The following is a 23,165-nucleotide window of genomic DNA, read 5'->3' as shown; positions in this document are numbered from 1 at the left end:
GGCAAGGGAAAGGGGCGGATGCGCCGGGTGGCGCTGTCGGATGCCTCCGGCGGGAGTATTTGGGCAAGAAAGAAACCGGTCTGCGGCAGAGGGGGCCGGGTGCCGGCGGGGATTCGGATACGCCGCCGGCGCAGCCATCCCTCACATCCCGCTGATCGAGCGGTCGATCTTGGTGGAGAGGTGGATCAGGCTTTCGGTGGCGATCACGCCGGTCAGCGCGCCCAGCTTGTCGAGCGTTTCGTCCAGGTCCTGGGTGGTTTCGGCGGCCAGTTGCACGATCATGTCGACCCGCCCCGAGGTGGTGTGGACGATTTCGACCTCGGGCAGGGCGCGCAGTTTCGTGAGGACGGCGGCGCCGCTGCGCGGTTCGATGCGGACGAGAACCGTCGCGCGGATGCGGCGCAGGGTCATCGCCTGGCCCAGCTTCACGGTATAGCCGCCGATCACGCCGGTGCGTTCCAGCCGTTCGATCCGCGCCTGCACGGTGCTGCGCGCCACCTTGAATCGGCGCGCCAGCCGCGATGTCGAGGTCGAGGAATCGGCCGCAAGGGCCGCCAGAAGCCGCTGATCCAGTTCATCCATCATTTTGCCCACGTTTTTCGTCAATTTAACGAGGCTGCCGCACAATTCAACTCTTTTCATCGGTGAAATCCGCCGCCATATGGTCCACAGACTTCAGGAGATAAGGGCGGCGTTCTCGCGTACCTGGCCTGGTGTGGTGGACCATCGTGTGTGCCTCCCAACCGGGCCGTCCGGGCAAGAGAAAGCAGCGGCTTTTTAATCCTTCTGAGGAGACGTGACCCCATGGGACTGTCGAAAACCATCTTCGCAAATCCGACCGAATACCTTGTTCGCGAGGAGCCGGCCGATCCGGTCCTGTTCTTTGCGCCCATGGTTCTGCAAGCCACGGCAAAGCGGTTTCTCGACGGGTTTCCGGGTCTTGTGACCTATGCCGTCAAGGCGAACCCGGACGAGATGGTCATCGCCAACCTGGCCGCCGCCGGCATCCGCGGCTATGACGTTGCCTCGGTCTACGAGATCGAGATGATCCGCCGCGTCGCCCCCGGCGCTGCCATGCACTACAACAACCCCGTCCGCTCGAAGGCGGAAATCGCCCGCGCGGTCGAACTGGGCGTGCAGTCCTTCTCGGTCGACAGCCATTCGGAACTGGCCAAGCTGGGCGCGCTGGTGCCTGCGGGCGCCGAGATTTCCGTGCGCTTCAAGCTGCCGGTCAAGGGCGCGGCCTATGATTTCGGCGCCAAGTTCGGCGCGACCGCCGAAAAGGCCACCGCACTTCTGGCCGAAGCGGCCGCCCTGGGCTTTGTTCCCTCGCTTACCTTCCACCCGGGCACCCAGTGCACCGATCCGGCGGCCTGGGATTCCTATATCCGCACTGCCGCGACGATCGCCGCCGATGCGGGCGTGAAGATTGCCCGCCTGAACGTGGGCGGCGGTTTCCCGGCGCACCGCCTGACCGAGATTGCCCCCGCGCTGGAGGGTATCTTCGGCCTGATTGACCGCGTCACCACCGAAGCCTTCGGCGAGGACCGCCCCGCTCTGGTCTGCGAGCCGGGCCGTGGCCTGGTGGCCGAATCCTATTCGCTGGCCACCCAGGTGCGGGCGATCCGCGATGACGAACATGTGTTCATCAACGATGGCGTCTACGGCGGGCTGGCCGAACTGCCGCTGATCGGCATCATCGACCGTATCGAGGTGCGCGATGGCGCAGGCAACCGGCGCACCGGTGCCCCGCGCGGGCGGATCGTCTTTGGCCCGACCTGCGATTCGGTCGACCGGCTGCCGGGCGAACTGGGCCTGCCCGCCGACATGGACGAGGGCGACTTCATCCTCTTCCATGGGCTGGGCGCCTATTCCACCGCGACCGTGACCCGTTTCAACGGCTTCGGCAACTTCCAGATCGTCACCGTGATGGCGCTTCAGGGCTGAGAGGCCCGGGCGATCACGGCGCCGACAATCGGCCGGGCGGGGCTGGACACTGCCCCACCGGCCGCTAGTGTTCCCTGCAAACGGTCTACCGCAGGAGAGCACCATGGACAGCTTTGGCAAATCGCAATCCACCACACGGGTCGAGGATGTCCGCTTCCTGACGGGGCATGGGCGCTATGTCGATGACATCGCGCCCGAAGGCGCGCTGCACGGCTTCGTCTTCCGCTCGCCCGTGGCCCATGGCGAAATCACCACGCTGAACGTCGACGAGGCCCGCGAGGCGCCCGGTGTCCACATGGTGCTGACCGCGGCGGATGTCCGCGACCTCGGCGTCGGGCTGGGCATGTCCGCCTCGCTTGTCGGGAACCGCGACGGCAGCAAGGGGGCCGATCCGCTGCGCCCCTTCCTGGCCGAGGGGCGCGTGCGCTTCGTGGGCGAACCGGTGGCCTTTGTCGTGGCCGATACCCTGGCCCAGGCCCGCGATGCGGCGGAACTGATCGAATTCGATTATGACGATCTGCCCGCCAAGGTCGATGTCGCCCCCGGCGGCCCCGCCATCCACCCCGAAGCGCCCGACAACGTGGTCTTCGATTTCGCCAAGGGGGACGAGGCGGCAACCGCCAAGGCCTTCAAGGAGGCCGCCCATACCGTCAGCCTGCGGATGGACGACAACCGGGTGATCGCCAACTCGATGGAGCCGCGCGGCGCCTATGCCGAATGGAACGACGGCCGGCTGCATGTCTGTTTCAACGGGCAGGGCGTCTGGGGCGTGAAATCCGAGATGGCCACCGCCTTCGGGATCGACCCCGAACAGGTGCGTGTGACCAACCCCGATGTGGGGGGGGGGTTCGGCATGAAGGCCCCGAACTACCCCGAATACCTGATGTCTGCCGTCGCCTCGCGCGAACTGGGCCGCCCGGTCCGCTGGATGGGCGAACGGACCGAATCCATGCTCAGCGACAATGCCGGGCGCGACCTTGTGTCGGTGGGCGAACTGGCCTTCGATGCGGATTACAAGATCACCGCCTACCGGATCAGCTCGAACTGCAACATGGGCGCCTATAACGCCAATTTCGGCCAGTACATCCAGACCGAGCTGTTCTGCAAGGTGCTGATGGGCACCTATGACGTCCAGACGGTCTGGATGGAGGCCAAGGGCATCTACACCAACACCACCCAGGTCGATGCCTACCGCGGTGCGGGCCGTCCCGAGGCGATCTTCGCGCTGGAACGCCTGATCGACTATGCGGCGCGCGAACTGGGCATCGACCCCTGGGAGATCCGGCGCCGCAACTTCATCCCGGCCGATTCCTTCCCCTATACCTCGGCCACCGGCGAAACCTATGACGTGGGCGATTTTCAACGCCTGCTGGCTTCGGCCGAAAAGGCATCGGACCGCGCCGGGTTCGAGGAACGGCGCAAGGCATCCCGGGCGCGCGGGCTGCTGCGCGGTCAGGGGCTTTGCTATTACATCGAATCGATCCTCGGAAACCCCAGCGAAACCGCCACCGTCGAATTCCAGGAAGACGGCAGCGTGCTGATCTATGTCGGCACGCAAAGCAACGGACAGGGGCATGAAACCGTCTATGCCAAGTTCCTCAGCGATCAGACCGGCATTCCGCTGGAGGCGATCAGCGTGATCCAGGGCGACAGCGACCGTATCGCGACAGGGGGCGGCACCGGCGGCTCGCGCTCGGTCACCACCCAGAACAATGCCACCTATGGCACGGTCAAGAAGATGATCGGTGAATTCACCGCCTTCCTGGCCGAGGAGCTGGGCATCGCCGAGGGCGACATCAGCTTTGACGACGAGCGCTTCCGCGCCACCGGCCGGAACGAGGCGCCCACCATGCTCGAAATTGCGGCCATGGCGCGCGAGAAAGGCCGCACCGACCTGCTGCGCCAGACCCAGACCGAAACGCTTCCCGGGCGCAGCTATCCCAACGGCGCCCATGTCGCCGAGGTCGAGATCGACCCGGAAACCGGTCAGGTCAGGGTCGACAAGTACACGGTGGTCGATGATTTCGGCAACCTCATCAACCCGATGCTGGCCGAAGGCCAGGTGCACGGCGGCGTTGCCCAGGGTATCGGGCAGGCGGTGACCGAACGTGTGGTCTATTCCGAGGATGGCCAGCTTCTGACCGCCACCTTCATGGATTACGGAATGCCCCGGGCCGATGACATGCCGATGATCGCCTTCTCGACCGAACCGGTCCCCTCCACCGCCAACGTGCTGGGGATGAAGGGCTGCGGCGAAGCGGGCACCGTCGGGGCGCTGGCCGCCGTCTCGAACGCCGTGCTCGACGCGGTGTGGGATAGTGGCGTGCGCCAGATCGACATGCCCTTCACACCGATGCGGGTCTGGGAAGCCCTGAACGGAGGCAATGAAAAGATCGCCGCCGAATAGGACGACGGGCCACGCCGTTCTGCAGACGCCATGGCGTGACCGGCGCGAACCGGTCACCCATGTCGTCCTGCTTGACGGCACCATGTCATCGCTTTCGCCGGGGTGCGAAACCAACATCGGGCTGATCTACAAGCTTCTGGCCGAACGCGCCCCCCGCGCCGATCTTTGGGTGCGCTACGAACCGGGCATCCAGTGGGAAAACTGGCGCCATGTGCGCAACGTGATCCTGGGGCGGGGGCTGAATTCACAGATCCAGCGGGCCTATGGCGCCCTGGCCTCGCGCTATCGGCAGGGTGACCGGATCTTCCTCTTCGGCTATTCGCGCGGTGCCTACGCGGTCCGCTCGCTCGCAGGGGTGATCGACAGGATCGGCCTCGTGCGGGCCGATCACGCCACGGCGCGCACCATCTCGCGGGCCTATCGGCTCTACCGCGAGTCGGGCGACAGCACGGCCTTCGCCGACGCCCACTGCCACGACAGCGTCGCGATCGACATGATCGGCGTCTTTGATACGGTCAAGGCGCTGGGTCTGCGCGCGCCGATCCTGTGGCGCTATTCCGAACCGGCCCATGCCTTCCACAACCACGAACTGGGGCATACCACCCGCCATGGCTTTCAGGCGCTGGCGATGGATGAAACCCGCCGCGCTTATGAGCCCGTCCTGTGGCACCTGACCCCCGATTACCGTGGCACGCTGGAACAGGTCTGGTTTCGCGGCACCCACGGCGATGTCGGCGGCCAGCAGGGCTGCCGCGCCGAATGCCGCCCCTTGGCCAATATCCCGCTGGTCTGGATGCTGGAAAAGGCCGAAGGCTGTGGCCTGCCGCTGCCCGAAGATTGGCGCAGCCGCTTCCCGACCGATCCCGATGCCCCCTCGGCCGGCACCATGGCCGGCTGGAGCCGCCTGTTCTTCAACCGGACCCCACGCACGATAGGCGCCAATCCCAGCGAAAGCATCCACCCCACAGCCCGCTGATCTCTTTCTTGCTGCAAATACTCAAATCCCGACGCAAGCCCCCGCCGCTGCCGCCGCCGGTGAAGCGCCCGCAAAACATGGAATGCGCCGTAGGCGCTCCTTTGGATCAACCCGTCGCGGCGATATTCATGATCAGGCAGGTGGTCGATCCGGTGGCATAAAGCCGGTCGTCCTCGGCGCCCCGGATTTCGCCATGGGCCACCCCGGTCGACCGGCCCGCGTGATCCAGCCATCCGGTTGCAAGGATCGTGGTGTCGGCCGGGATCGCCCGGGTGATGTTTATCTTGTATTCCAGCGTCGTATAGACCGATCCCTTCGGCACCCGGGTCATCACGGCGCAGGCCATGCAGGAATCCAGAAGCGTGCCGTACCAGCCGCCGTGAATGCCGCCCGTTGGGTTCATCTGCTCGAACCCCGGGGTGCCGCGAAACACCACGCGGCCCGGCTCGACCGTTTCTACATGGTAGTTCAGCGCCCGGGCGATGGGCGGGGCGGGCAGCTTGCCGTCGCGCACCCGCTCCATGAACTCCATGCCCGACATCGACAGGATGGTGTCGCGGTCGGGCAACTGATCGGGGCTTTGTGCAAAAAACATCGGCGCGTCCTTTTTCGGGGTCGCGCCAATCTGGCCTGCTCAGGCGACGTTCTCAAGAACGGTTTTCTGGGTCACGCCAAGGGCGTGGCAGACATCGCGCGTCAGGTGCGGCTTGTTGAGCGTGTAGAAATGCAGGTCTTCCACCCCTTCGGCCATCAGCTTGCTGCACAGTTCGGTGCAGATCGCCGTCGCCAGAAGCTCTTCCCGCCCGTCGCGGATCGCGGTGGTGAAGGCATCGTCCAGCCACTGGGGCACCGAGGTGCCGCAGCGCGTGGCGAAACGCTTGACCCCGTTCCAGTTCTCGATCGGCAGGATGCCGGGGATGACCGGCGCCGTGATGCCGGCGGCGGCACAGGCATCGCGGAACCGCAGGAAGGTATCGGCATCGAAGAAGAACTGGGTGATGGCCGAGCTGGCGCCCGCGTCGATCTTGCGTTTCAGGAAATCGACATCGGCGGTGTCGCTGGCCGCTTCGGGGTGACGGTCGGGATAGGCGCCGACGCGGATCTCGAAATCGCCGGTCTTTGCCAGTGCCTCGATCAATTCGACCGAATGGGCAAAGCCTTCGGGGTGGGGGGTGAAACCATTGCTGCCTTTGGGCGGATCGCCGCGCAGCGCGACGATCTGGTTCACCCCGGCCTCCTTGTAGGAACGGGCGATGCTTAGCGTTTCTTCACGGCTGGCGTTCACGCAGGTCAGATGCGCGGCCACGGTCAGGCCATAGTTGCGGTGCAGCAGGCCCACCGCATCATGGGTCAGGTCGCGGGTGGTGCCCCCGGCGCCATAGGTGACCGAAACGAACCCCGGATCAAGCGGCGCGAGGGTCTGCACCGTGTCCCACAGGCGGAACGACGCCTCAAGCGATTGGGGCGGGAAGAATTCGAATGATACGTTCGGCGTGACCATGGCGGATATCCTGATTGGTGTTGCCCCCTTGTGCCGGAATCCTTTATGTGAGGCCAATTCATAATTTTCATCAAGATCATGAGGCGGCCATGCATATCGAGTTTCGCCACCTGCGCACGATCAAGGCCATCCACGACGCGGGCGGGGTTGCCCGGGCGGCGGACCAGCTGAACATCACCCAAAGCGCTCTGTCCCATCAGGTGAAGGGGCTTGAGGATCAGGCGGGCGTCGAACTCTTCGTGCGCCGCTCGAAACCGCTGAAACTCTCGGCGGCGGGGATGAAGCTGTTGCGCCTGGCCGAACGCATCCTGCCCGAGATCGCGGCGATGGAAGATGAATTCGCGGGCCTGGTCAGCGGCAAATCCGGGCGGCTGCACATCGCGATCGAATGCCACGCCTGCTTTGAATGGCTGTTTCCGGTGCTGGAGAAATTCCGCCACGCCTGGCCCGATGTCGATGTCGACATCCGCCCCGGCCTGTCCTTCGGGGCGCTGCCGGCCCTGCAGAAGGAACAGGTGGATCTGGTCGTCTCCTCCGATCCCGAATCCCTGCCCGGCGTGGATTTCAGCCCGCTGTTCGATTACGCGCCGGTCTTTGTCGCCCCGGCCTCGCACCCGCTGGCCGGGCGCGAATACGTCGAGGCCGAGGATTTCCGCGATCAGACCCTGATCACCTACCCGGTCGACCGGACGCGGCTGGACGTGTTCACCGAACTCCTGATTCCGGCCAAGGTGGAACCCCGCGCGATCCGCCAGGTGGAACTGACGGCGGTGATCCTGCTGCTGGTGGCCTCGGGGCGGGGGGTGACGGTTCTGCCTGACTGGGTGGTGCGCGAAGTGCGCTATAACTCCGACTACGTCACCCGGCCGCTGACGGCCCAGGGGGTGACCAAGCGCCTTTACGCGGCGACGCGGGGCGAGGATACGACGGTGCCCTACATGGCGCATTTCCTGCGCCTGTGTCGCAGCGAACCGGTCAAGCTCCAGCGTGGCGACGGCTGAGGGTTCGGGACGCCTCCGGCGGGGGAGTATTTGGCGCAAGAAAGAACCGGGGTTGGCTTTTTCGGGGGGCGGGTGTATCGCCCGGGCTTGGAATTTGAAGGTTGGATGCGATGCAGGGCAGTGCAAATCTGAATGTGATGATCAAGGCCGCGCGCCGGGCGGGCCGGTCCTTGGTCAAGGATTTCCGTGAAGTCGAGAATTTGCAGGTCTCCGCGAAGGGGGCCGGCGATTTCGTCAGCAAGGCCGATCTGGCCGCCGAGGCGATCATCCGCGAAGACCTGATGGCGGCGCGCCCGAACTATGGCTGGCTGGCCGAGGAAAGCGCCCCGGTCGAGGGCAAGGACCCGACCCGCCGCTGGATCGTCGATCCGCTGGATGGCACGTCGAACTTCCTGCACGGTCTGCCGCACTGGTGCATTTCCATCGCACTGGAACACAAGGGCGAGATCGTCTCGGCCGTCATCTTCGATCCGGCCAAGGACGAGATGTTCGTCGCCGAAAAGGGCGGTGGCGCCTGGATGAACGAGGGCCGGGTGCGCGTTTCGGGCCGCCGGTCGCTGATCGAGGGCATCTTTGCCTGCGGTGTGCCCCATTCCGGCGCGCCGGGCCTGCCCGAACTGCTGCGTGAATTCGGCCGGGTGCTGCCTGCGGTGGCCGGTGTGCGCCACTGGGGCTCGGCGGCGCTGAACCTGGCCTATGTCGCGGCGGGGCGGTTCGACGGATACTGGGAGCGGCGCATGAAGCCCTGGGACGTGGCCGCCGGCCTGTTGATCTGCCGCGAGGCGGGCGCGCTGCTGGAACCGGTGAACGAAGGACGTTCGATGCTGGAGAATGGCGAAGTGGTGGTGGCCAACGAGGCGCTGTTCGACGGCTTTGCCAAGCTGGTGCGCGGCTAGGGATTACGGTCTGACGGGTGGTTGCGCCCGTCGACCCAGGCGATCGGATCGTGATCGGGCAGATGGATGCCGTCGAGACAGGCGGCGTTGATGCCCACCTCTTGCGGATTGCTGCGCCGGTTGTGGTGGGTGTAGATACCGCAGGTCTTGCAGAAATGGTGGCGGGCGGTTTTCGTGCCGAACTGATAGCATTGCAGGTTCTCGGCGCCTTGCACAATTGCGACATTATCGCGATGCGCGGTTACCGCAGCGGCGCCACGCATTACACAAAACGAACAATCGCAGCGGCGCAGGGTGTTCATCCCGTCGCTGAGGGTCACCTCGAGAACGACCGCCCCGCAGTGGCACGCCGCCCTCATCTGCGGCGCACCTTCGGCACGGTGGAGGGCGACAGGCGATAGGTCGCCTCGGGGTGGGGCGGGTGCCCGTGGGTGCGGTTCCAGAACCCCGGGCCGCCCATGCGCAGCCACAGCGGCAGGGTCAGCGCAAGGCCGGCGATGAAGCCGCCCGCGTGGGCCCAATAGGCCACGCCGCCCTGATCGCTGGGGGTTCCGACCCCCGAAACCATCTGCAGCACGAACCAGATGCCCAGGACGATCCAGGCCGGAACGGGGAAGATGCGGAAGAACACCACGAAGATGATCAGGACATCCACCTTCGCCTTGGGAAAGAGCAGCAGGTAGCCCCCCATCACCGCCGCGATGGCGCCCGAGGCCCCGACCATGGGGATGGGCGATCCGGGATCGGCAAGCATCTGGGCCAGCCCCGCCGCAACGCCACCGGCAAGGTAGAAGCCAAGGAAGGGCATATGGCCCATTTCGTCTTCCAGGTTGTCGCCGTAGATCCACAGGAACAGCATGTTGCCCCCGAGGTGCAACAACCCGTCGTGCAGGAATTGCGAGGTGATATAGGTCAGCGGGTCGGAATTTGCCGGGATCAGGGCCCAGTGTGCATAGACCTGCGACGGAATCATCTCGCTGCTGAACAGTGCGACCGTCACCAGGTATACGGCGATATTCGCCGCGATCAGGGCATAGGTCACGAAGGGCGTACCCCGTGACGGGTTGTGATCGCGGATCGGAAACATGGGCGGAAGATTTGCCCATGTTTCCTGCTGCGGTCAAGCGGTTGCCGCTTCGGCCAGAAGCTGGGCGTTCCCGCCCGAGGCGGTGGTGTCGATGCAGATATGGCGTTCGTGCGTGCAATCGTTGGCGGTGATGGCGCCGGTGATCAGCGGCACGATGGCCCCCGGGCGGCGCGACAGCGACAGGGCGATGGCGCGGGCGGTGTCGGCGTCGCCCCACCAGACCACGCCGCCAAGCGCGGGCAGGGCATCCAGCGCGGCCGCGTCCAGCGGCGGGCAGGGCTGGGCCGTGCCGCCCCTGGCGACCACCTCGCGCATCTGGGCGGCGCGGGCGGCTTCGCCCGGCCCCATGCACAGGATCGGGCGGCGGGCATGAACCGAAAGACGGTTCGATTCGCCGGTCGGCCCGGGCAGATCGCGCGGGTCGCGCCGCGCCGGGGTGGCGGCCTTGGCAAGGGCGCGCGACAGGGCGCCAAGATCGGCGGGATGGCGGCTGTCTTCCTGGCCGACCTGCGCGCTGGCGGGTTGCGTGAAGCGCGGCAGGTAGGACGGGCCGCCCGCCTTGGGGCCGGTGCCCGAAAGCCCTTCGCCGCCAAAGGGTTGGCTGCCGACCACGGCGCCGATCTGGTTGCGGTTCACATAGAGGTTTCCGGCGTGGATCCGGTCGGTCACATGCTGAACCCGGGTGTCGATGCGGGTGTGCAACCCGAAGGTCAGCCCGAAACCGGTGGCATTGATCGCCTCGATCACGTTGTCGATCTCATCGGCGGCGAAGGTGGCAAGATGCAGGACGGGGCCGAAAACCTCGCGCTTGAGGGCGGCGATGCCGGGCACCTCGATCACCGTGGGGGGCAGGAAATGGCCGGTTTTCGGTGCCGAAAGCTGTTTGAGCATTCGGCCCTCGGCGCGGGCGTTGCGGATGTGGGCGGTGATGGTTTCATGGGCCGCCGCGTCGATCAGCGGGCCGCTGTCGGTGGACAGGTTCCAGGGATCGCCCAAAGTCAGCTCGTCCATGGCGCCAAAGAGCATCTGCTTGAATTCCTTGGCGATATCCTCTTGCACATAGAGGCAGCGCAGGGCCGAACACCGCTGGCCCGCCGATTGGAAGGACGACATCACCACATCGCGCACTGCCTGTTCCAGCAGGGCGGTGGAATCGACGATCATTGCGTTCAGCCCGCCGGTTTCGGCGATCAGCGGCGCGCCCGGGTCCATGTGCCGGGCCATGTTGGCGCGGATCTTCAGGGCGGTGGCGGTCGAGCCGGTGAAGGCCACCCCATGCACCCGCGAATCGCCTGTCAGCGCAGCGCCGATGCTGCCGTCGCCGGGCAGGAATTGCAGCGCCTCGCGCGGCACGCCGGCCTTGTGAAGAAGTTCGACGGCGGAATGGGCGATCAGCGGCGTCTGCTGCGCCGGTTTGGCCAGAACCGCATTGCCCGCCGCAAGGGCGCCCGCGATCTGGCCGGTGAAGATGGCCAGCGGGAAGTTCCAGGGGGAAATGCAGGTGAAGGTGCCGCGCGCCGGGCGGGTCAGCGACTGCGCCTGGCTGGCGTAGTAGCGCAGGAAATCGACCGCCTCGCGCAGTTCACCCACGCAGTCGGGCAGGGTCTTGCCGGCCTCGCGTGCGAGGAGGGCGAAAAGCGGGCCGAAATTCTCTTCGTAGAGATCGGCGGCGAGGTTCAGGATGCGCGCCCTTTCGCCCACATCGACAGACCAGGGGCGGGCAGCGGCAAGGGCGGTTTCCACATCGGTTGGCGAGGCATCGGCCACCTGGCCCACGGGGGCACCATCGACGGGGCTGACCACCTCGTTCGCGGGCTGGGGTGCCGCATCGCCCGCGAGGATCGGCGCGCCCTGCGGGCGGGCGTCGCGGTGCGGATTGCGGGCCGCGTCGATCTTGGCCAGGGTGGCGGCGCTGCTCAGATCCCAGCCCTTTGAATTGGGGCGGTCTGCGAAAAGCTGGGTGCCGGTGCGCACCGGCGCCTTGCGGTCGGTCTGTTCGAAGGGATCGGCGGCAACCTGTTCGGGCGAGACGTCTTCATCGACGATCTGGTTCACGAAGGACGAATTGGCGCCGTTTTCAAGCAGGCGGCGCACGAGGTAGGCCAGAAGATCGCGATGCGCGCCCACGGGCGCATAGATTCGGCAGCGGGTCTTTTCCCGTTCCAGCACGATGTCGTGCAGTCGTTCGCCCATGCCATGCAGGCGCTGGAATTCGAAGGCGGCCTTGTCGTCGGCCATGTGCAGGATGGCGGCGACGGTGTGGGCGTTGTGGGTGGCGAACTGCGGATAGATCCGGTCGGTCATGCCCAGAAGCTTGCGGGCATTGGCGATATAGCTGACGTCGGTGGCGGGCTTTGACGTGAAGACCGGGAACGACGGCATCCCCAGGGTCTGGGCATGCTTGATCTCGGTATCCCAATAGGCGCCCTTCACGAGCCGCACCATGATCTTGCGATCCAGGCGCGTGGCCAGGGCGTGAAGCCAGTCGATGGTGGGCGCACAGCGCAGGCCATAGGCCTGAACCACGACGCCGAAACCGTCCCAGCCTGCAAGCTCGGGGTCGGCCAGAACCTGTTCGATCACCGCAAGCGACAGGGTAAGGCGGTCGGCCTCTTCCGCATCGACGTTGAACCCGATGCCAAGACGCGCTGCCTGGCGGGCCAGGGCGGTGACGCGGGGCACCAGTTCATCGATCACCCGCTCGGCCTGGGCGACCTCGTATCGCGGGTGCAGGGCCGAGAATTTCACGCTGATGCCGGGGTTTGCACGGATGTCGCCATGGGTGGCGGCCGAGGCCATCGCATCGATCGCCCGGGCATAGGCGGTGGTATAGCGGGCGGCATCGGCGGCGGTGCGCGCTGCTTCGCCCAGCATGTCATAGCTGTAGGTATAGCCGCGCTTCTCCATATGCGCGGCACGCTCCATCGCCTTGGGCATGGTTTCGCCCAGTACGAACTGGCGGCCCATCTCGCGCATGGCACGGGCCACCGCCGTGCGGATCACCGGTTCGCCCAGCCGCTTGACGGCGCCGCGCAGGGTACCCACCACGCCCGGCTTCTCGTCGCGCAGCACCTTGCCCGTCAGCATCAGCGCCCAGGTCGAGGCATTGACGAGTGAGGAAGAGGATTTGCCCAGGTGCGTGCCCCATTTGCTGGGCGCGATCTTGTCTTCGATCAGGTCGTCGATGGTGTCGGCGTCGGGGACGCGCAGCAGCGCCTCGGCCAGGCACATGAGCGCGATGCCCTCGTCGGTGGAAAGGCCGTATTCGGCCAGGAAAACCTCCATCAAGCCCGGCTTGGCCGAACGGCGGATGGCGCTGACCAGGGTTGCCCCGTCAGCGGCGATCGCCTTGCGGGCCTCGGACGTCAGGGCGGCGGTTTCGATCAGGGCGGCCAGGGTCGCGTCGGCATCGGCGTATTTGTCGGCCGAGAAGGGCAGGGCGGGGGCATGGGATGAGTCGCGCATTTCGGGCCTTTCGGGATTTTCAGACCAGTTTACGCCGGATTTGCCGTGACAGTTGCCCGAAAAATTGAAACTGTCAGGCCAATAGACCTAAAAAGAGGGGCAAACCAGTGCAAATGGCCGAAGGCGATCTTGACCGGTTCGACCGGGCGATCCTTTCCATTCTGGCGGTCGAGGGCCGGATCAGCGTAACCAACCTTGCCGGGCGCATCGGGCTGAGCAAGTCGCCGACCCAGACCCGCCTGAAGCGGCTGGAGCAGGACGGTGTGATCACCGGCTATCGCGCGATGATCGACCCGGTCCGGGTGAAGCGCGAACATGTCGCCTTTGTCGAGGTGAAGTTGACCGACACCCGCGAGGCGGCGCTTTCGGCCTTCAACGTGGCGGTGCAGGCGGTGCCCGAGGTGGAGCAATGCCACATGATCGCGGGGGCCTTCGATTACCTGCTGAAGGTGCGCACATCCGACATGGTCAGCTATCGCGCCGTTCTGGGCGAGAAGATCTCGTCCTTGCCCCATGTGGCGCAGACCTCGACCTATGTGGCGATGGAGGCCGTGAAGGACGTGGCGCTGTAGCGGCCAACCAGAAGGCGCGCGCGTTGCGCGCACGTCATTGTTTGCGGGCGCTTCACCGATGGGGCAGCGCATGGCGAAGCGGTGCGCATGAGTATTTTCAGCAAGAAAGAGGGGCAGGTGCGGAGCGTTCCGGCCGGGCTGGAACGGTGATCGGGCCTGTTTCGGCAAGCCCTTTCCAGAGCCGGTGCGCTGGGCTAACCTGACCTTAAATGATGGGGAGGCCGGCAAGATGACGATCCTGCAACAGATGCTTCGTGTTTTCGTGCTGATCCTGTTTGCGGGGGGCGCCCTGGCGCAGGATGGGCCGGCCGACGGGCCGCGGGCCGCCACCGGCGGGGCGCAGACGCTTGAGGATATCCTGGCGCGCCAGGCCCGCCAGCCCGTGGATGATGGTTTTCGCCGTGAGGCGACGGGCGATCCTGACGCGGCCGCACCCGTCACCGCGCCGCTTGGCACGCGCGGCGGTGCCTCGGATTCCGATCTCTGGCGCGCCCTGCGCTATGACAGCGCCGATGTGACCACCCGCAACAACGGCCCGGCGGCCACTGTCCTGATCCAGGACGGGGGCATGTGGTGGCTGCGGTTTCGCGAGGGGCCGCTTCTGGGCTATGGCGCGTGGTTTTTGATCGGGACACTGGGGGTTCTGGCCCTGTTCTTCCTGCTGCGCGGGCGCATTCGCATCGACGGCGAAAAGACCGGCCGCACCGTGACCCGGTTCAAGGCGATCGAACGCTTTGCCCATTGGCTTCTGGCCGGGTCGTTCCTGTTGCTGGGGCTGACCGGGCTGATATCGCTGTTTGGGCGCAAGTACCTTATCCCCACCTTCGGGCACGAGGCCTTTTCGACCTTCGCCATCGGCGCCAAGTGGGTGCACAACAACGTGTCCTGGGCCTTCATGGTGGCGCTGGTGATGATCTTCCTGTTCTGGGTGATCCACAACCTGCCGGACCGCACCGATGTGAAATGGCTGTTGAAGGGGGGCGGGATCTTTGGCGGTGGCCATCCGCCGGCCAAGAAGTTCAACGCCGGTCAGAAGCTGATCTTCTGGTCGGTGATCCTGTTGGGCGGGTCGATTTCGCTGACCGGGCTGGCCTTGCTGTTTCCCTTCGAGTTGCATCTTTTCGCGCCCACCTTCCAGAAGCTGAACGATCTGGGCGTTCCGGGGTGGTTGCAGGAGGGGCGAAGCTGGCCCGCGGCCCTGACCCCGCAGGAAGAGATGCAATATGCCCAGCTGTGGCATGCCATCGTCAGCCTGGTCCTGCTGGCGATCATCTTTGGCCATATCTACATCGGCACCCTGGGGATGGAGGGCGCCTATGATGCCATGGGCTCGGGCGAGGTCGAGGAGCAGTGGGCGCGCGAACATCACAGCCTTTGGCTGGACGAGGTGAAGGCCCGCGAAGCCGGGACTGACAGGGCCGGCACGAAGGGGGCGAAGGCATGAAGGCGATGTTGCTGGCGGTCTGCGCCATGGTGGTGATCGCGGTGGGGGCGAATTTCGCGCTGCGCAATTATGCCGGTTTCTCGGCGCAGGAGCGTACGACGGTGGGCGAAAGCGTGCGCTTGGACCGCTGAGCCGGCATTCTGGTGCGGACGGTGGGAGTCGAACCCACACGCCTTGCGGCAAGGGTGTTTAAGACCCCAGCGTCTACCATTCCGCCACGCCCGCACGCCCTTGGATTAGGGGAGGTTCGGGGCGGCGGTCAATGGTGCGTGTGGAAATATGCGCGATTCGGCCGGGCGCGTTTTCCTGTCGGCCCGCGCCGTGCGAAGGGGCCGCGCGGTCATCCCTTCTGGGTCAGCGCCACGCCCAGTGCCATCAGGGCAATCCCGGCGCCGCGCGACAGGGTGACCGCCTGCTGACGGGCGCCAAAGAGGCCGAAATGGTCGATCAGCCCTGCCGAGATCAATTGCCCCAGCAGCACGAAGAACACCGCATTGCCCACCCCGAAGCGCGGGGCGATCCAGGTGATCGACAGAACGTAGAAGGCAATCAGGACACCGCCGAGAAAGAGATGCGCAGGCTGGCCGATCAGCCGGGGCAGGGCCCCGGGCGCCGTCACCATGGCCACGCAGGCGGCACAGAGCAGCGCCACCGCGAAAAGCGCCGTTGCGGCGACGGCCGGGGCGGCGATGCGGCTGCCGAGGCAGGCGTTCAGGGTTGCCAGCACCGGAATGCCGATGCCGGCCGCCAGCATCGTGATGGCCGCGCGGAGGGTGTCGGACATGGAGCGGTTCCTTCTGGTTGGTCGTGGCGCAGGCTAGGGCAGGCGCGCGCCCGGCGCCAGCCTGACGGGATCGTGATTCGCCCGGGGCCTGAAACCCGTCATGCTGCGGGAAAGACTGCCGAAAGGAAGATCCATGGGTTTGCGTATCATTGCCGGAGCTTTCGCGATGGCCGCCGCGCTTGGCGGGCCGGTCAGCGCCGGGCAGGTGGCCTTCTCGGGCTGGACCGAACAGCGGTTCCGCCTGTTTTCCAAGGTCGATTTCAGGCAGGGGGGCGCTACGCTCGGGTTCACGTCGAACGGGGCGGCATCTCTGATCTGGCAGCGGGTGGCGCGGGGCGACTGGGGCGCGCGGGCGGCCTCGTGGCGCTGGGCCGTATCGCAGTCGGTGCCGCCGACCGACCTGACGCGCAAGGGCGGCGATGATCGCAACGCCGCGCTTTATTTCGTGTTCCTGCCCGCAGGGGTGGCCGAGGCGAACGCCGGGTCGTCCAACATCCGCAAGCTTCTGGCCAATTCGGATGCCCGTGTGCTGGTCTATGTCTGGGGCGGGGCGCACCAGCGCGGTGCGCTGTTGTCGTCGCCCTATCTGGGCCCGCGGGGCAAGACCATCGTGCTGCGCGGGGCCGGGACCGGCGCTTTCAGTGAAACGGTTGACCTCGCCCGCGATTATGGCACCGCCTTTGGTGGCGCCCCGGGAGCCCTTGTGGGGGTTGCGGTATCGGCGGACAGCGACGATACCGATACGGCACTTGCCGGGCAGATCAGCGGGCTGAGCCTGCGCTAGAGGTTGCGCGCATGAAAAAGGGCGCCGCAAAGGGCGCCCTTTTCCTGTTGCTTGCCGGAGCTGACGATCAGCAGGCGGCGGTGTAGCGCTGGCCGTTCGGGTACTGATAGACACACTGGCCGGGCTGGTTGGCGCGGCCGATGTAGTTGCCTGCCGCAGCGCCCGCTGCGCCGCCGATCAGCGCGCCAGTCACCTTGTCGCCGCTGCCGGAAACGGCGGCGCCTGCCGCGGCGCCCAGTGCGGTGCCGGTCAGGGTCGATTGCGTGGGTGTGTCACAGGCGGCCAGGCCCGCGATCAGGGGAAGGGTAAGAAGTAGGCGTTTCATTTGAAGCTCCGCTGTTGGATCTGTTGGTCCAACGCGACAGGATCATTGCGGTTCCATCGCGTCAACGGCAAACGCCCCGGCCAATTGACCGGGGCGCTGCAACATCATGGGGCAGGGTGGGTGTCAGCCGCCCTTCTGATCATAGGCAGTGCCCCAGCCCCAGGCCCCCGAGCCAAAGCCGCGCGCCACGACACGTTCGCGGTAGATGCCCGACACCACGTCGCCATCCCCGGCCAGCAGGGCCTTGGTGGCGCACATTTCGGCGCAGATGGGCAGCTTGCCCTCGGCGATCCGGTTGCGGCCGTATTTCTGGAACTCGGCCGAGGAGTTGTTTTCCTCGGGGCCACCGGCGCAGAAGGTGCACTTGTCCATCTTGCCGCGCGATCCGAAGTTGCCCGCCTGCGGGTACTGCGGCGCGCCGAAGGGGCAGGCGTAGAAGCAGTAGCCACAACCGATGCACAGATCCTTGGAGTGCAGGACCACGCCATCGTCGGTCTGATAGAAGCAGTCCACAGGGCAGACGGCCATGCAGGGCGCATCCGAACAATGCATGCAGGCCACCGAGATGCTGCGTTCCCCCGGTGAGCCGTCGTTGATCGTCACCACCTTGCGGCGGTTGATGCCCCAGGGCACCTCGTGTTCGTTCTTGCAGGCCGTGACACAGGCGTTGCATTCGATGCAGCGTTCGGCGTCGACCAGAAACTTCGCTCTTGCCATATCTCTTTCCTCCTTACGCTGCCCAGATCTTGCAGAGAGTCGCCTTGGTCTCCTGCATCTGGGTCACACTGTCATAGCCATAGGTCTGTGCGGTGTTGCTGCTTTCGCCCAGGACATAGGGATCGGCGCCGTCGGGGTATTTGTCGCGCAGATCGACCCCTTCAAGGTGACCGCCGAAGTGGAAGGGCATGAAGGCAACACCGCTGGCCACCCGTTCGGTGACCAGGGCCTTGACCCGCACCTTGGCGCCCTCGGGCCCCTCAACCCAGACCATGGCGCCGTCACGCACCCCGAGGTTGTTGGCGTCGCGGAGGTTGACCTCGACGAACATGTCTTGCTGCAACTCCGCCAGCCAGGGGTTGGAGCGGGTTTCGTCACCGCCGCCTTCATATTCGACCAGCCGCCCCGAGGTGAGGACGATCGGATAATCCTCGGAAAAGTCCTTTTCCTGGATCGAGGCGTACATGGTGGGCAGACGCCAGAACTTCTTGTCCTCGTAGGTCGGGTAATCCTCCACCAGGTCGCGCCGGTTGGTGTAAAGCGGTTCGCGGTGCAGCGGGACCGGGTCGGGGAAGGTCCAGACCACGGCGCGGGCCTTGGCGTTGCCGTAGGGGGCGCAGCCATGCTTGATCGCGACGCGCTGGATGCCGCCCGACAGGTCGGTCTTCCAGTTCACGCCGCCGGTCTTTTCGGCATAGTCCGACTTGATGTCGCCCTGCTGCGAGGTTTCGCCGACTTCCTCGCTCGAGCCGTCTCCGCCGTCATCGGCCGCCTCGTTGGTCAGCGGTGCGCCATCGGGGAAGCCCGCGACGCGGTTGATGGCATCCACTTCATCGTCGGTCAGGTCGCTGTCCCAGCCCAGGTCGCGCAGCATCTGCACGGTGAACTCGGGATAACCGTCCTGGATCTCGGAGCCGACGGGATAGACCCCTTCGGCCAGCAGGTTGTCACCGTTGCGTTCCACCCCGAAACGGGCGCGGAATCCCATGCCGCCGTCCTTCACCTGGCGCGACAGGTCATAAAGGTTGGGCGAACCGGGATGCTTCATCTCGGGGGTGCCCCAGCAGGGCCAGGGCATGCCGTAGTAATCGCCATCGGCCGGGCCACCCACCGCGCGCAGCGTCGTGCGGTCGAAAGTGTGCTGGTTCTCCATGTGCAGCTTCATCCGCTCGGGCGACTGGCCGGTATAGCCGACGGTCCACATGCCGCGGTTGAATTCGCGGGTGATGTCCTCGACGTTGGGTTCGTCTCCGTCCATGGCGATATTGCGGAACATGCGGTCGTGGAAGCCGAACTTCTGGGCGAATTTCGACATGATGGTGTGGTCGGGCAGGCTTTCGAACAGGGGTTCCACCACCTTGTCGCGCCATTGCAGCGACCGGTTCGAGGCCGTGACCGAACCGCGGGTTTCGAACTGCGTGCTGGCGGGCAGCAGGTAAACCCCGTCGTCGCGATCCTGCAATACGGCCGAGACCGTCGGGTAGGGATCGACCACCACCAGAAGGTCCAGCTTCTCCATCGCCGTCTTCATCTCTTTCAGGCGGGTCTGCGAGTTGGGCGCATGGCCCCAGAACACCATGGCGCGGGTATTGTCGGGCTGGTCGATATTCTCTTTCGCTTCCAGCACACCGTCGATCCAGCGCGACACCGGGATGCCGGTCTCGTTGATCATCAGACGGTCTTCGCCGTCCTTGCCGGCCCCCTCCATGACGCTGAACCGGCCCTTCAGCCAGTCGAGATCTTCGTCCCAGACGCGCGCCCAGTGGGCCCAGGACCCGTCGGACAGCCCGTAATAGCCGGGCAGGGTGTCGGCCAGAACGCCAAGGTCGGTCGCGCCCTGCACGTTGTCATGGCCGCGGAAGATGTTCGCGCCGCCGCCCGAGGTGCCGATGTTGCCCAGGGCCAGTTGCAGGATGCAATAGGCGCGGGTGTTGTTGTTGCCGTTGGAGTGCTGGGTGCCGCCCATGCACCAGATCAGGGTGCCGGGGCGGTTGTTGGCCAGGGTGCGCGCGACGCGGGCCAGTTGCGTTCCGGGCGTTCCGGTCACGCGCTCCACCTCTTCTGGGGTCCACTTGGCCACCTCGTCGCGGATCTCGTCCATGCCCCAGACACGGGTGCGGATGAATTCCTTGTCTTCCCAGCCGTTGTCGAAGATGTGCCACAGGATGCCCCAGATCAACGCCACGTCGGTGCCGGGGCGGAAGCGGACATATTCGTCGGCATGGGCCGCGGTGCGGGTGAAGCGCGGATCGCAGACGATCAGCGGCGCGTTGTTCTGCTCTTTCGCCTTCAGCAGGTGCAGCAGCGACACGGGATGCGCTTCGGCCGGGTTCGAGCCGATGAGGAACATCGCCTTGGAATTGTGGATGTCATTGTAGCTGTTGGTCATGGCGCCGTAGCCCCATGTGTTGGCCACCCCGGCCACCGTCGTCGAATGGCAGATCCGCGCCTGGTGATCGACGTTGTTCGTGCCCCAGTAGGCGGCGAACTTGCGGAACAGGTAGGATTGTTCATTGGAATGCTTGGCCGAGCCAAGCCAGTACACCGAATCCGGGCCCGATTCATCGCGGATCGACATCATCTGGTCGCCGATCTCGTTGATGGCCTGGTCCCACGAAATGCGGACCCATTCGCCACCCTGCTTCTTCATGGGGTACTTGAGCCGCCGTTCGCCATGGGCGTGTTCGCGTACCGAGGCCCCCTTGGCGCAGTGGGCGCCCAGGTTGAAGGGGCTGTCCCAGCCGGGCTCCTGGCCCGTCCAGACGCCGTTGGCTACTTCGGCGATCACGGTGCAGCCGACCGAACAGTGGGTGCAGACCGATTTGATGGTTTCCACCTTGCCGGTCATCGCCTGCTGGGCGCTGGCGCGGGTCACCGATCCGCCGGTGGCCGAAATTGCCGCCAGCCCGCCGATGGCAAGGCCCGATCCGCGCAGGAAGGCCCGCCGGTCCACCGATGCGTTGGCCACCTCGGAAACGATGCCGGTGCGCGCCGTGCGCCGTGCGGTTCCGTTTGTCTTTTTCCTCAGCATGTCTTTCCTCCCTTTGCTGCGCGGTGGCGTCTTGTGCGCCGCCTTGCAGGGTCAGTTCTTGATGTCAGAAACGGGTGCTGGCCAGGTAGGCCCGGGTGTGGGCCGTGTCCTGCATTGTGCTCGAGGCGGGGTTCACCTCGGCCGCTTCGGCTGTGTCGGAGGCCAGCGCAGTGGCGGCCACGGCAGCGGGGGCGGCGGTGCCGGCCAGTTTCAGGAATGCGCGGCGGCTTGGGGTCTTGGCGGTTTCTTCGGTCACGGGATGTCTCCCTTTCGTTGGTGGCGGGCATCCCCGCCGGTGGTTGGCCCCGGTCACGGGGAAAGGCCGGAATCAGGCGGTCAGGCGGAATGCCTCGCGCTCGATCTCGAGGAACGCACGGCCCACGTCGCCCACGGCGGCATAGAGGACCGAGTTTTTCGCACCACGCAGATCGGTGAAGAAGTGCGGCGCCCATGGTGCGATATGGGCGCCGAAAAAGGTTTTCTGGCTGGCCAGCGTGGCGGGGGCGCCAAACCGCCCCACGATCATGCCGCCCATCATTTCCATCAGCGAGGCGATGTTGTCTTCGGGTTCAAAGACATTGGCGGCGCGGGTCATTCCCATCTGGCCCATGTCGCTGCGCAGGCGGGCCAGCGGTTTTTCGTTCAGGAAACCGGTCAGGTAATAGCTGGCATAGGGAAGCAGTTCGCCCCGGCCGAGACCGATGAACAGCGCGTTGAATTCGCTTTGCACGCCGCGCGGCTTGCTGACCCGGGCGACACTGGCCAGCCCGGCGATGGCGCGGCCAAGATCGCTTTCGTCGCCCGACAGGCCGGCGCATTGGTCCAGCAGCATCTGGTCGGGCGGGGCCGAAAGAAGCAGCCCGAGGAAATTGTAGAGATCGGCGCGCAGCCGGTCTTCGCTGGCGATCTGGATCTGTTCGGCCGCGCTCATGCCTGCCCCCTGTCTTCGAAGTGGAACCGCATCCGCCGCGGCGGTGCAGAAGTTTCCGCCGCTGCGTCATCCTCGGGCGCGGCGTCTGCCACGGCTTCGGCCGGTGGCGCGGCTGGCGCTTCGGTTGGGGCCGCGGGCGGTGCCGGTTCCTCGCTTTGGGCAAGGGGGGCGGGCGTTTGGGCCAGCGCCTCGGCCCGGCGGGCAAGTTCGTCGATATGCGACAACATGCCCTTGCCCACCTGGTAGGTGGTGGCGATCGCGCCATTCCCCGTCGAACCGGTCAGGTAATCGTCGTCGTAATCGTTCAGCCCGTCGACACAGGCCAGCACCGGGTTGCTGCGCCACAGCCGCCGCAGGGCGCGGTTGCGCAGGCGGGCGGGCACCTCGCGTGCCATGAAGGCCTTGAAATCGTCGCCCATCGACAGGCTGTCGGGGTCGGGCAGGTTCAGTTCGGCAAGGATTTCATCGTCGGGGCGGTCGGCCAAAGCGGCCTGCTGTTCGTCTGCCTCGCGGCGGGCGCGGGCGCTTTCCTCGGCCCGTGCCTCGGCCTGCACGGCGGCGCGGCGCCTGTCCCAGAAGGAATCGGCCCGCCCCATCACGGCACCGCCTTCGCGCCCGGCGCACGATAGACGTCCGAGGCCTGCGAGATCCGCGAATCCCCGATGCCGTCCTGCACCATGTCGACACGGGCATTCTTGCGGCGGCGTTTCACGAACACCTCTTCCTCGTGGTGTTCGTCGACAAAGCCCTGGATCCAGGCGCGCATGGCGGCGGGCATCGCCACCCGCTCCACCACGTCTTCACCGGAGTCGCAGTAATCCTGCCCCTCGTAGGGCGAGGCGGTGACGATCTGCGGCTCAAGCGGCCATTCCGCCGATCCCGTGCGCAGCACGATATAGACGGAAGGCACCCGCGCGGCGAGCTCGTGGACATAGGCCTCGGTATCCGAGGGGTAGAGCGTCAGGGGCAGGGTGGCCGCGTGATAGAGCGTGGTATCCCCCGCCTCGGCAATCACTTTCCACCGGGCCGGGCCAGCCCCGGGCAGGATGTCTGTCGCACGCCATGCCCACTTGGCCCAGCGGGTGGCCCCCGGTGAACGTTTCAGTACCACGCCGATCGGCACGGTGCGGGCTTTGCTGAACAGAAAGGCCAATTGCCCTCATCCTGTTTTGGCTACAGCCTGATCCTGCAACATAAATGGGCACGGACAAAGTGGAATTTTCGCAAACTTCGGCTGCAATTGATTTGACAGCCCCCACCGGTTGGGGGTGGCTTCCGGCGATTGCGGTTTACCCGG

23 protein-coding genes and 1 tRNA gene are annotated in these 23,165 nt (G+C 65.8%); 9 read left to right on the top strand and 15 right to left on the bottom strand.

Annotated elements, in window-relative coordinates:
* Positions 1-141: 141 nt before the first annotated feature.
* Positions 142-582 carry an Lrp/AsnC family transcriptional regulator gene (locus H7828_RS02155; protein ID WP_226779747.1) on the bottom strand — a complete coding sequence of 147 codons (441 nt, stop codon included), beginning with the start codon at positions 580-582 and terminating at the stop codon, positions 142-144.
* A gap of 222 nt (positions 583-804) precedes the next feature.
* Between H7828_RS02155 and H7828_RS02150 the strand changes: the two genes are divergently transcribed.
* The 3 genes from H7828_RS02150 (at position 805) to H7828_RS02140 (ending at position 5,330) form a co-directional block, all read left to right on the top strand.
* A complete protein-coding gene (locus H7828_RS02150; protein WP_226779290.1) occupies positions 805-1,947 on the top strand; it encodes a type III PLP-dependent enzyme in 1,143 nt (380 codons plus the stop codon).
* Between the two features lie 103 nt (positions 1,948-2,050).
* Positions 2,051-4,354, top strand: a complete 2,304-nt coding sequence (locus H7828_RS02145; RefSeq protein ID WP_226779289.1) for a xanthine dehydrogenase family protein molybdopterin-binding subunit — start codon at positions 2,051-2,053, stop codon at positions 4,352-4,354.
* The gene (locus tag H7828_RS02140; protein ID WP_226779288.1) at positions 4,332-5,330 is read left to right on the top strand and encodes a DUF2235 domain-containing protein; all 999 of its coding nucleotides are present in this window, start codon (positions 4,332-4,334) and stop codon (positions 5,328-5,330) included. Before H7828_RS02145 ends, H7828_RS02140 begins: the two co-directional genes overlap by 23 nt.
* A gap of 106 nt (positions 5,331-5,436) precedes the next feature.
* Here the strand turns inward: H7828_RS02140 and H7828_RS02135 are convergent, their stop codons facing one another.
* Positions 5,437-5,925 (bottom strand): PaaI family thioesterase, encoded by a 489-nt coding sequence (locus H7828_RS02135; protein WP_226779287.1) that lies wholly within the window; start codon positions 5,923-5,925, stop codon positions 5,437-5,439.
* 39 nt (positions 5,926-5,964) lie between these two features.
* Positions 5,965-6,831: a methylenetetrahydrofolate reductase [NAD(P)H] gene (metF, locus tag H7828_RS02130; RefSeq protein ID WP_226779286.1), complete on the bottom strand. Its 867-nt coding sequence runs from the start codon at positions 6,829-6,831 to the stop codon at positions 5,965-5,967.
* Positions 6,832-6,920: 89 nt separating this feature from the next.
* On the opposite strand from metF, the gene H7828_RS02125 reads away from it, so the two are divergent.
* Entirely contained in the window at positions 6,921-7,832 is a 912-nt protein-coding gene (locus H7828_RS02125) for a LysR family transcriptional regulator (protein WP_226779285.1), read from the top strand.
* Between the two features lie 110 nt (positions 7,833-7,942).
* A complete protein-coding gene (locus H7828_RS02120) occupies positions 7,943-8,728 on the top strand; it encodes an inositol monophosphatase family protein (protein WP_226779284.1) in 786 nt (261 codons plus the stop codon).
* On the opposite strand, the gene H7828_RS02115 is transcribed toward H7828_RS02120, so the two are convergent.
* Genes H7828_RS02115 through putA form a run of 3 tightly spaced genes read right to left on the bottom strand, consistent with a single transcriptional unit; the run spans position 8,725 to position 13,280 of the window.
* On the bottom strand, positions 8,725-9,087 hold the full coding sequence (locus H7828_RS02115) for a GFA family protein (RefSeq protein WP_226779283.1): 363 nt from the start codon (positions 9,085-9,087) through the stop codon (positions 8,725-8,727). The genes H7828_RS02120 and H7828_RS02115 overlap by 4 nt on opposite strands.
* The gene (locus H7828_RS02110) at positions 9,084-9,815 is read right to left on the bottom strand and encodes a rhomboid family intramembrane serine protease (protein ID WP_226779282.1); all 732 of its coding nucleotides are present in this window, start codon (positions 9,813-9,815) and stop codon (positions 9,084-9,086) included. The genes H7828_RS02115 and H7828_RS02110 overlap by 4 nt, the downstream gene beginning before the upstream one ends.
* A gap of 33 nt (positions 9,816-9,848) precedes the next feature.
* Positions 9,849-13,280, bottom strand: coding sequence for a bifunctional proline dehydrogenase/L-glutamate gamma-semialdehyde dehydrogenase PutA (gene putA / locus H7828_RS02105; protein WP_226779281.1), 3,432 nt, complete (start codon positions 13,278-13,280; stop codon positions 9,849-9,851).
* A gap of 113 nt (positions 13,281-13,393) precedes the next feature.
* Here putA and H7828_RS02100 point away from each other — a divergent pair, with 113 nt between their 5' ends.
* The 3 genes from H7828_RS02100 (at position 13,394) to H7828_RS22795 (ending at position 15,427) form a co-directional block, all read left to right on the top strand.
* On the top strand, positions 13,394-13,852 hold the full coding sequence (locus H7828_RS02100) for an Lrp/AsnC ligand binding domain-containing protein (RefSeq protein ID WP_226779746.1): 459 nt from the start codon (positions 13,394-13,396) through the stop codon (positions 13,850-13,852).
* Positions 13,853-14,081: 229 nt separating this feature from the next.
* Positions 14,082-15,296 (top strand): formate dehydrogenase subunit gamma, encoded by a 1,215-nt coding sequence (locus H7828_RS02095; protein ID WP_226779280.1) that lies wholly within the window; start codon positions 14,082-14,084, stop codon positions 15,294-15,296.
* A complete protein-coding gene (locus tag H7828_RS22795; protein WP_281070676.1) occupies positions 15,293-15,427 on the top strand; it encodes a hypothetical protein in 135 nt (44 codons plus the stop codon). The genes H7828_RS02095 and H7828_RS22795 overlap by 4 nt, the downstream gene beginning before the upstream one ends.
* A 10-nt stretch (positions 15,428-15,437) precedes the next feature.
* On the opposite strand, the gene H7828_RS02090 is transcribed toward H7828_RS22795, so the two are convergent.
* Both H7828_RS02090 and H7828_RS02085 read right to left on the bottom strand, forming a co-directional pair.
* A tRNA-Leu gene (locus tag H7828_RS02090) sits at positions 15,438-15,521 on the bottom strand.
* Positions 15,522-15,636: 115 nt separating this feature from the next.
* Positions 15,637-16,080: a DMT family transporter gene (locus tag H7828_RS02085; RefSeq protein ID WP_226779279.1), complete on the bottom strand. Its 444-nt coding sequence runs from the start codon at positions 16,078-16,080 to the stop codon at positions 15,637-15,639.
* Positions 16,081-16,213: 133 nt separating this feature from the next.
* Here H7828_RS02085 and H7828_RS02080 point away from each other — a divergent pair, with 133 nt between their 5' ends.
* Positions 16,214-16,864 carry a DUF3047 domain-containing protein gene (locus H7828_RS02080; RefSeq protein WP_226779278.1) on the top strand — a complete coding sequence of 217 codons (651 nt, stop codon included), beginning with the start codon at positions 16,214-16,216 and terminating at the stop codon, positions 16,862-16,864.
* A 67-nt stretch (positions 16,865-16,931) separates the two neighbouring features.
* Here the strand turns inward: H7828_RS02080 and H7828_RS02075 are convergent, their stop codons facing one another.
* The 7 genes from H7828_RS02075 to H7828_RS02045 form a co-directional block, all read right to left on the bottom strand.
* The gene (locus tag H7828_RS02075) at positions 16,932-17,189 is read right to left on the bottom strand and encodes a glycine zipper 2TM domain-containing protein (RefSeq protein WP_226779277.1); all 258 of its coding nucleotides are present in this window, start codon (positions 17,187-17,189) and stop codon (positions 16,932-16,934) included.
* Positions 17,190-17,312: 123 nt separating this feature from the next.
* On the bottom strand, positions 17,313-17,906 hold the full coding sequence (fdh3B, locus tag H7828_RS02070) for a formate dehydrogenase FDH3 subunit beta (RefSeq protein ID WP_226779276.1): 594 nt from the start codon (positions 17,904-17,906) through the stop codon (positions 17,313-17,315).
* A gap of 13 nt (positions 17,907-17,919) precedes the next feature.
* Complete coding sequence (locus H7828_RS02065; RefSeq protein WP_226779275.1) at positions 17,920-20,937, bottom strand: formate dehydrogenase subunit alpha; 3,018 nt, start codon at positions 20,935-20,937, stop codon at positions 17,920-17,922.
* A gap of 64 nt (positions 20,938-21,001) precedes the next feature.
* Positions 21,002-21,193 (bottom strand): twin-arginine translocation signal domain-containing protein, encoded by a 192-nt coding sequence (locus H7828_RS02060; RefSeq protein ID WP_226779274.1) that lies wholly within the window; start codon positions 21,191-21,193, stop codon positions 21,002-21,004.
* Positions 21,194-21,265: 72 nt separating this feature from the next.
* Positions 21,266-21,868 carry a TorD/DmsD family molecular chaperone gene (locus H7828_RS02055; RefSeq protein WP_226779273.1) on the bottom strand — a complete coding sequence of 201 codons (603 nt, stop codon included), beginning with the start codon at positions 21,866-21,868 and terminating at the stop codon, positions 21,266-21,268.
* Positions 21,865-22,464, bottom strand: a complete 600-nt coding sequence (locus tag H7828_RS02050) for a DUF3306 domain-containing protein (RefSeq protein WP_226779272.1) — start codon at positions 22,462-22,464, stop codon at positions 21,865-21,867. Before H7828_RS02050 ends, H7828_RS02055 begins: the two co-directional genes overlap by 4 nt.
* Complete coding sequence (locus H7828_RS02045) at positions 22,464-23,021, bottom strand: DUF3305 domain-containing protein (RefSeq protein ID WP_226779271.1); 558 nt, start codon at positions 23,019-23,021, stop codon at positions 22,464-22,466. The genes H7828_RS02050 and H7828_RS02045 overlap by 1 nt, the downstream gene beginning before the upstream one ends.
* Between the last annotated feature and the right edge of the window lie 144 nt (positions 23,022-23,165).

The sequence above is a fragment of the Oceaniglobus trochenteri genome (assembly GCF_020529025.1).
Lineage (GTDB): Bacteria > Pseudomonadota > Alphaproteobacteria > Rhodobacterales > Rhodobacteraceae > Oceaniglobus > Oceaniglobus trochenteri.
This window is presented reverse-complemented; position numbering and strand designations above follow the sequence as displayed.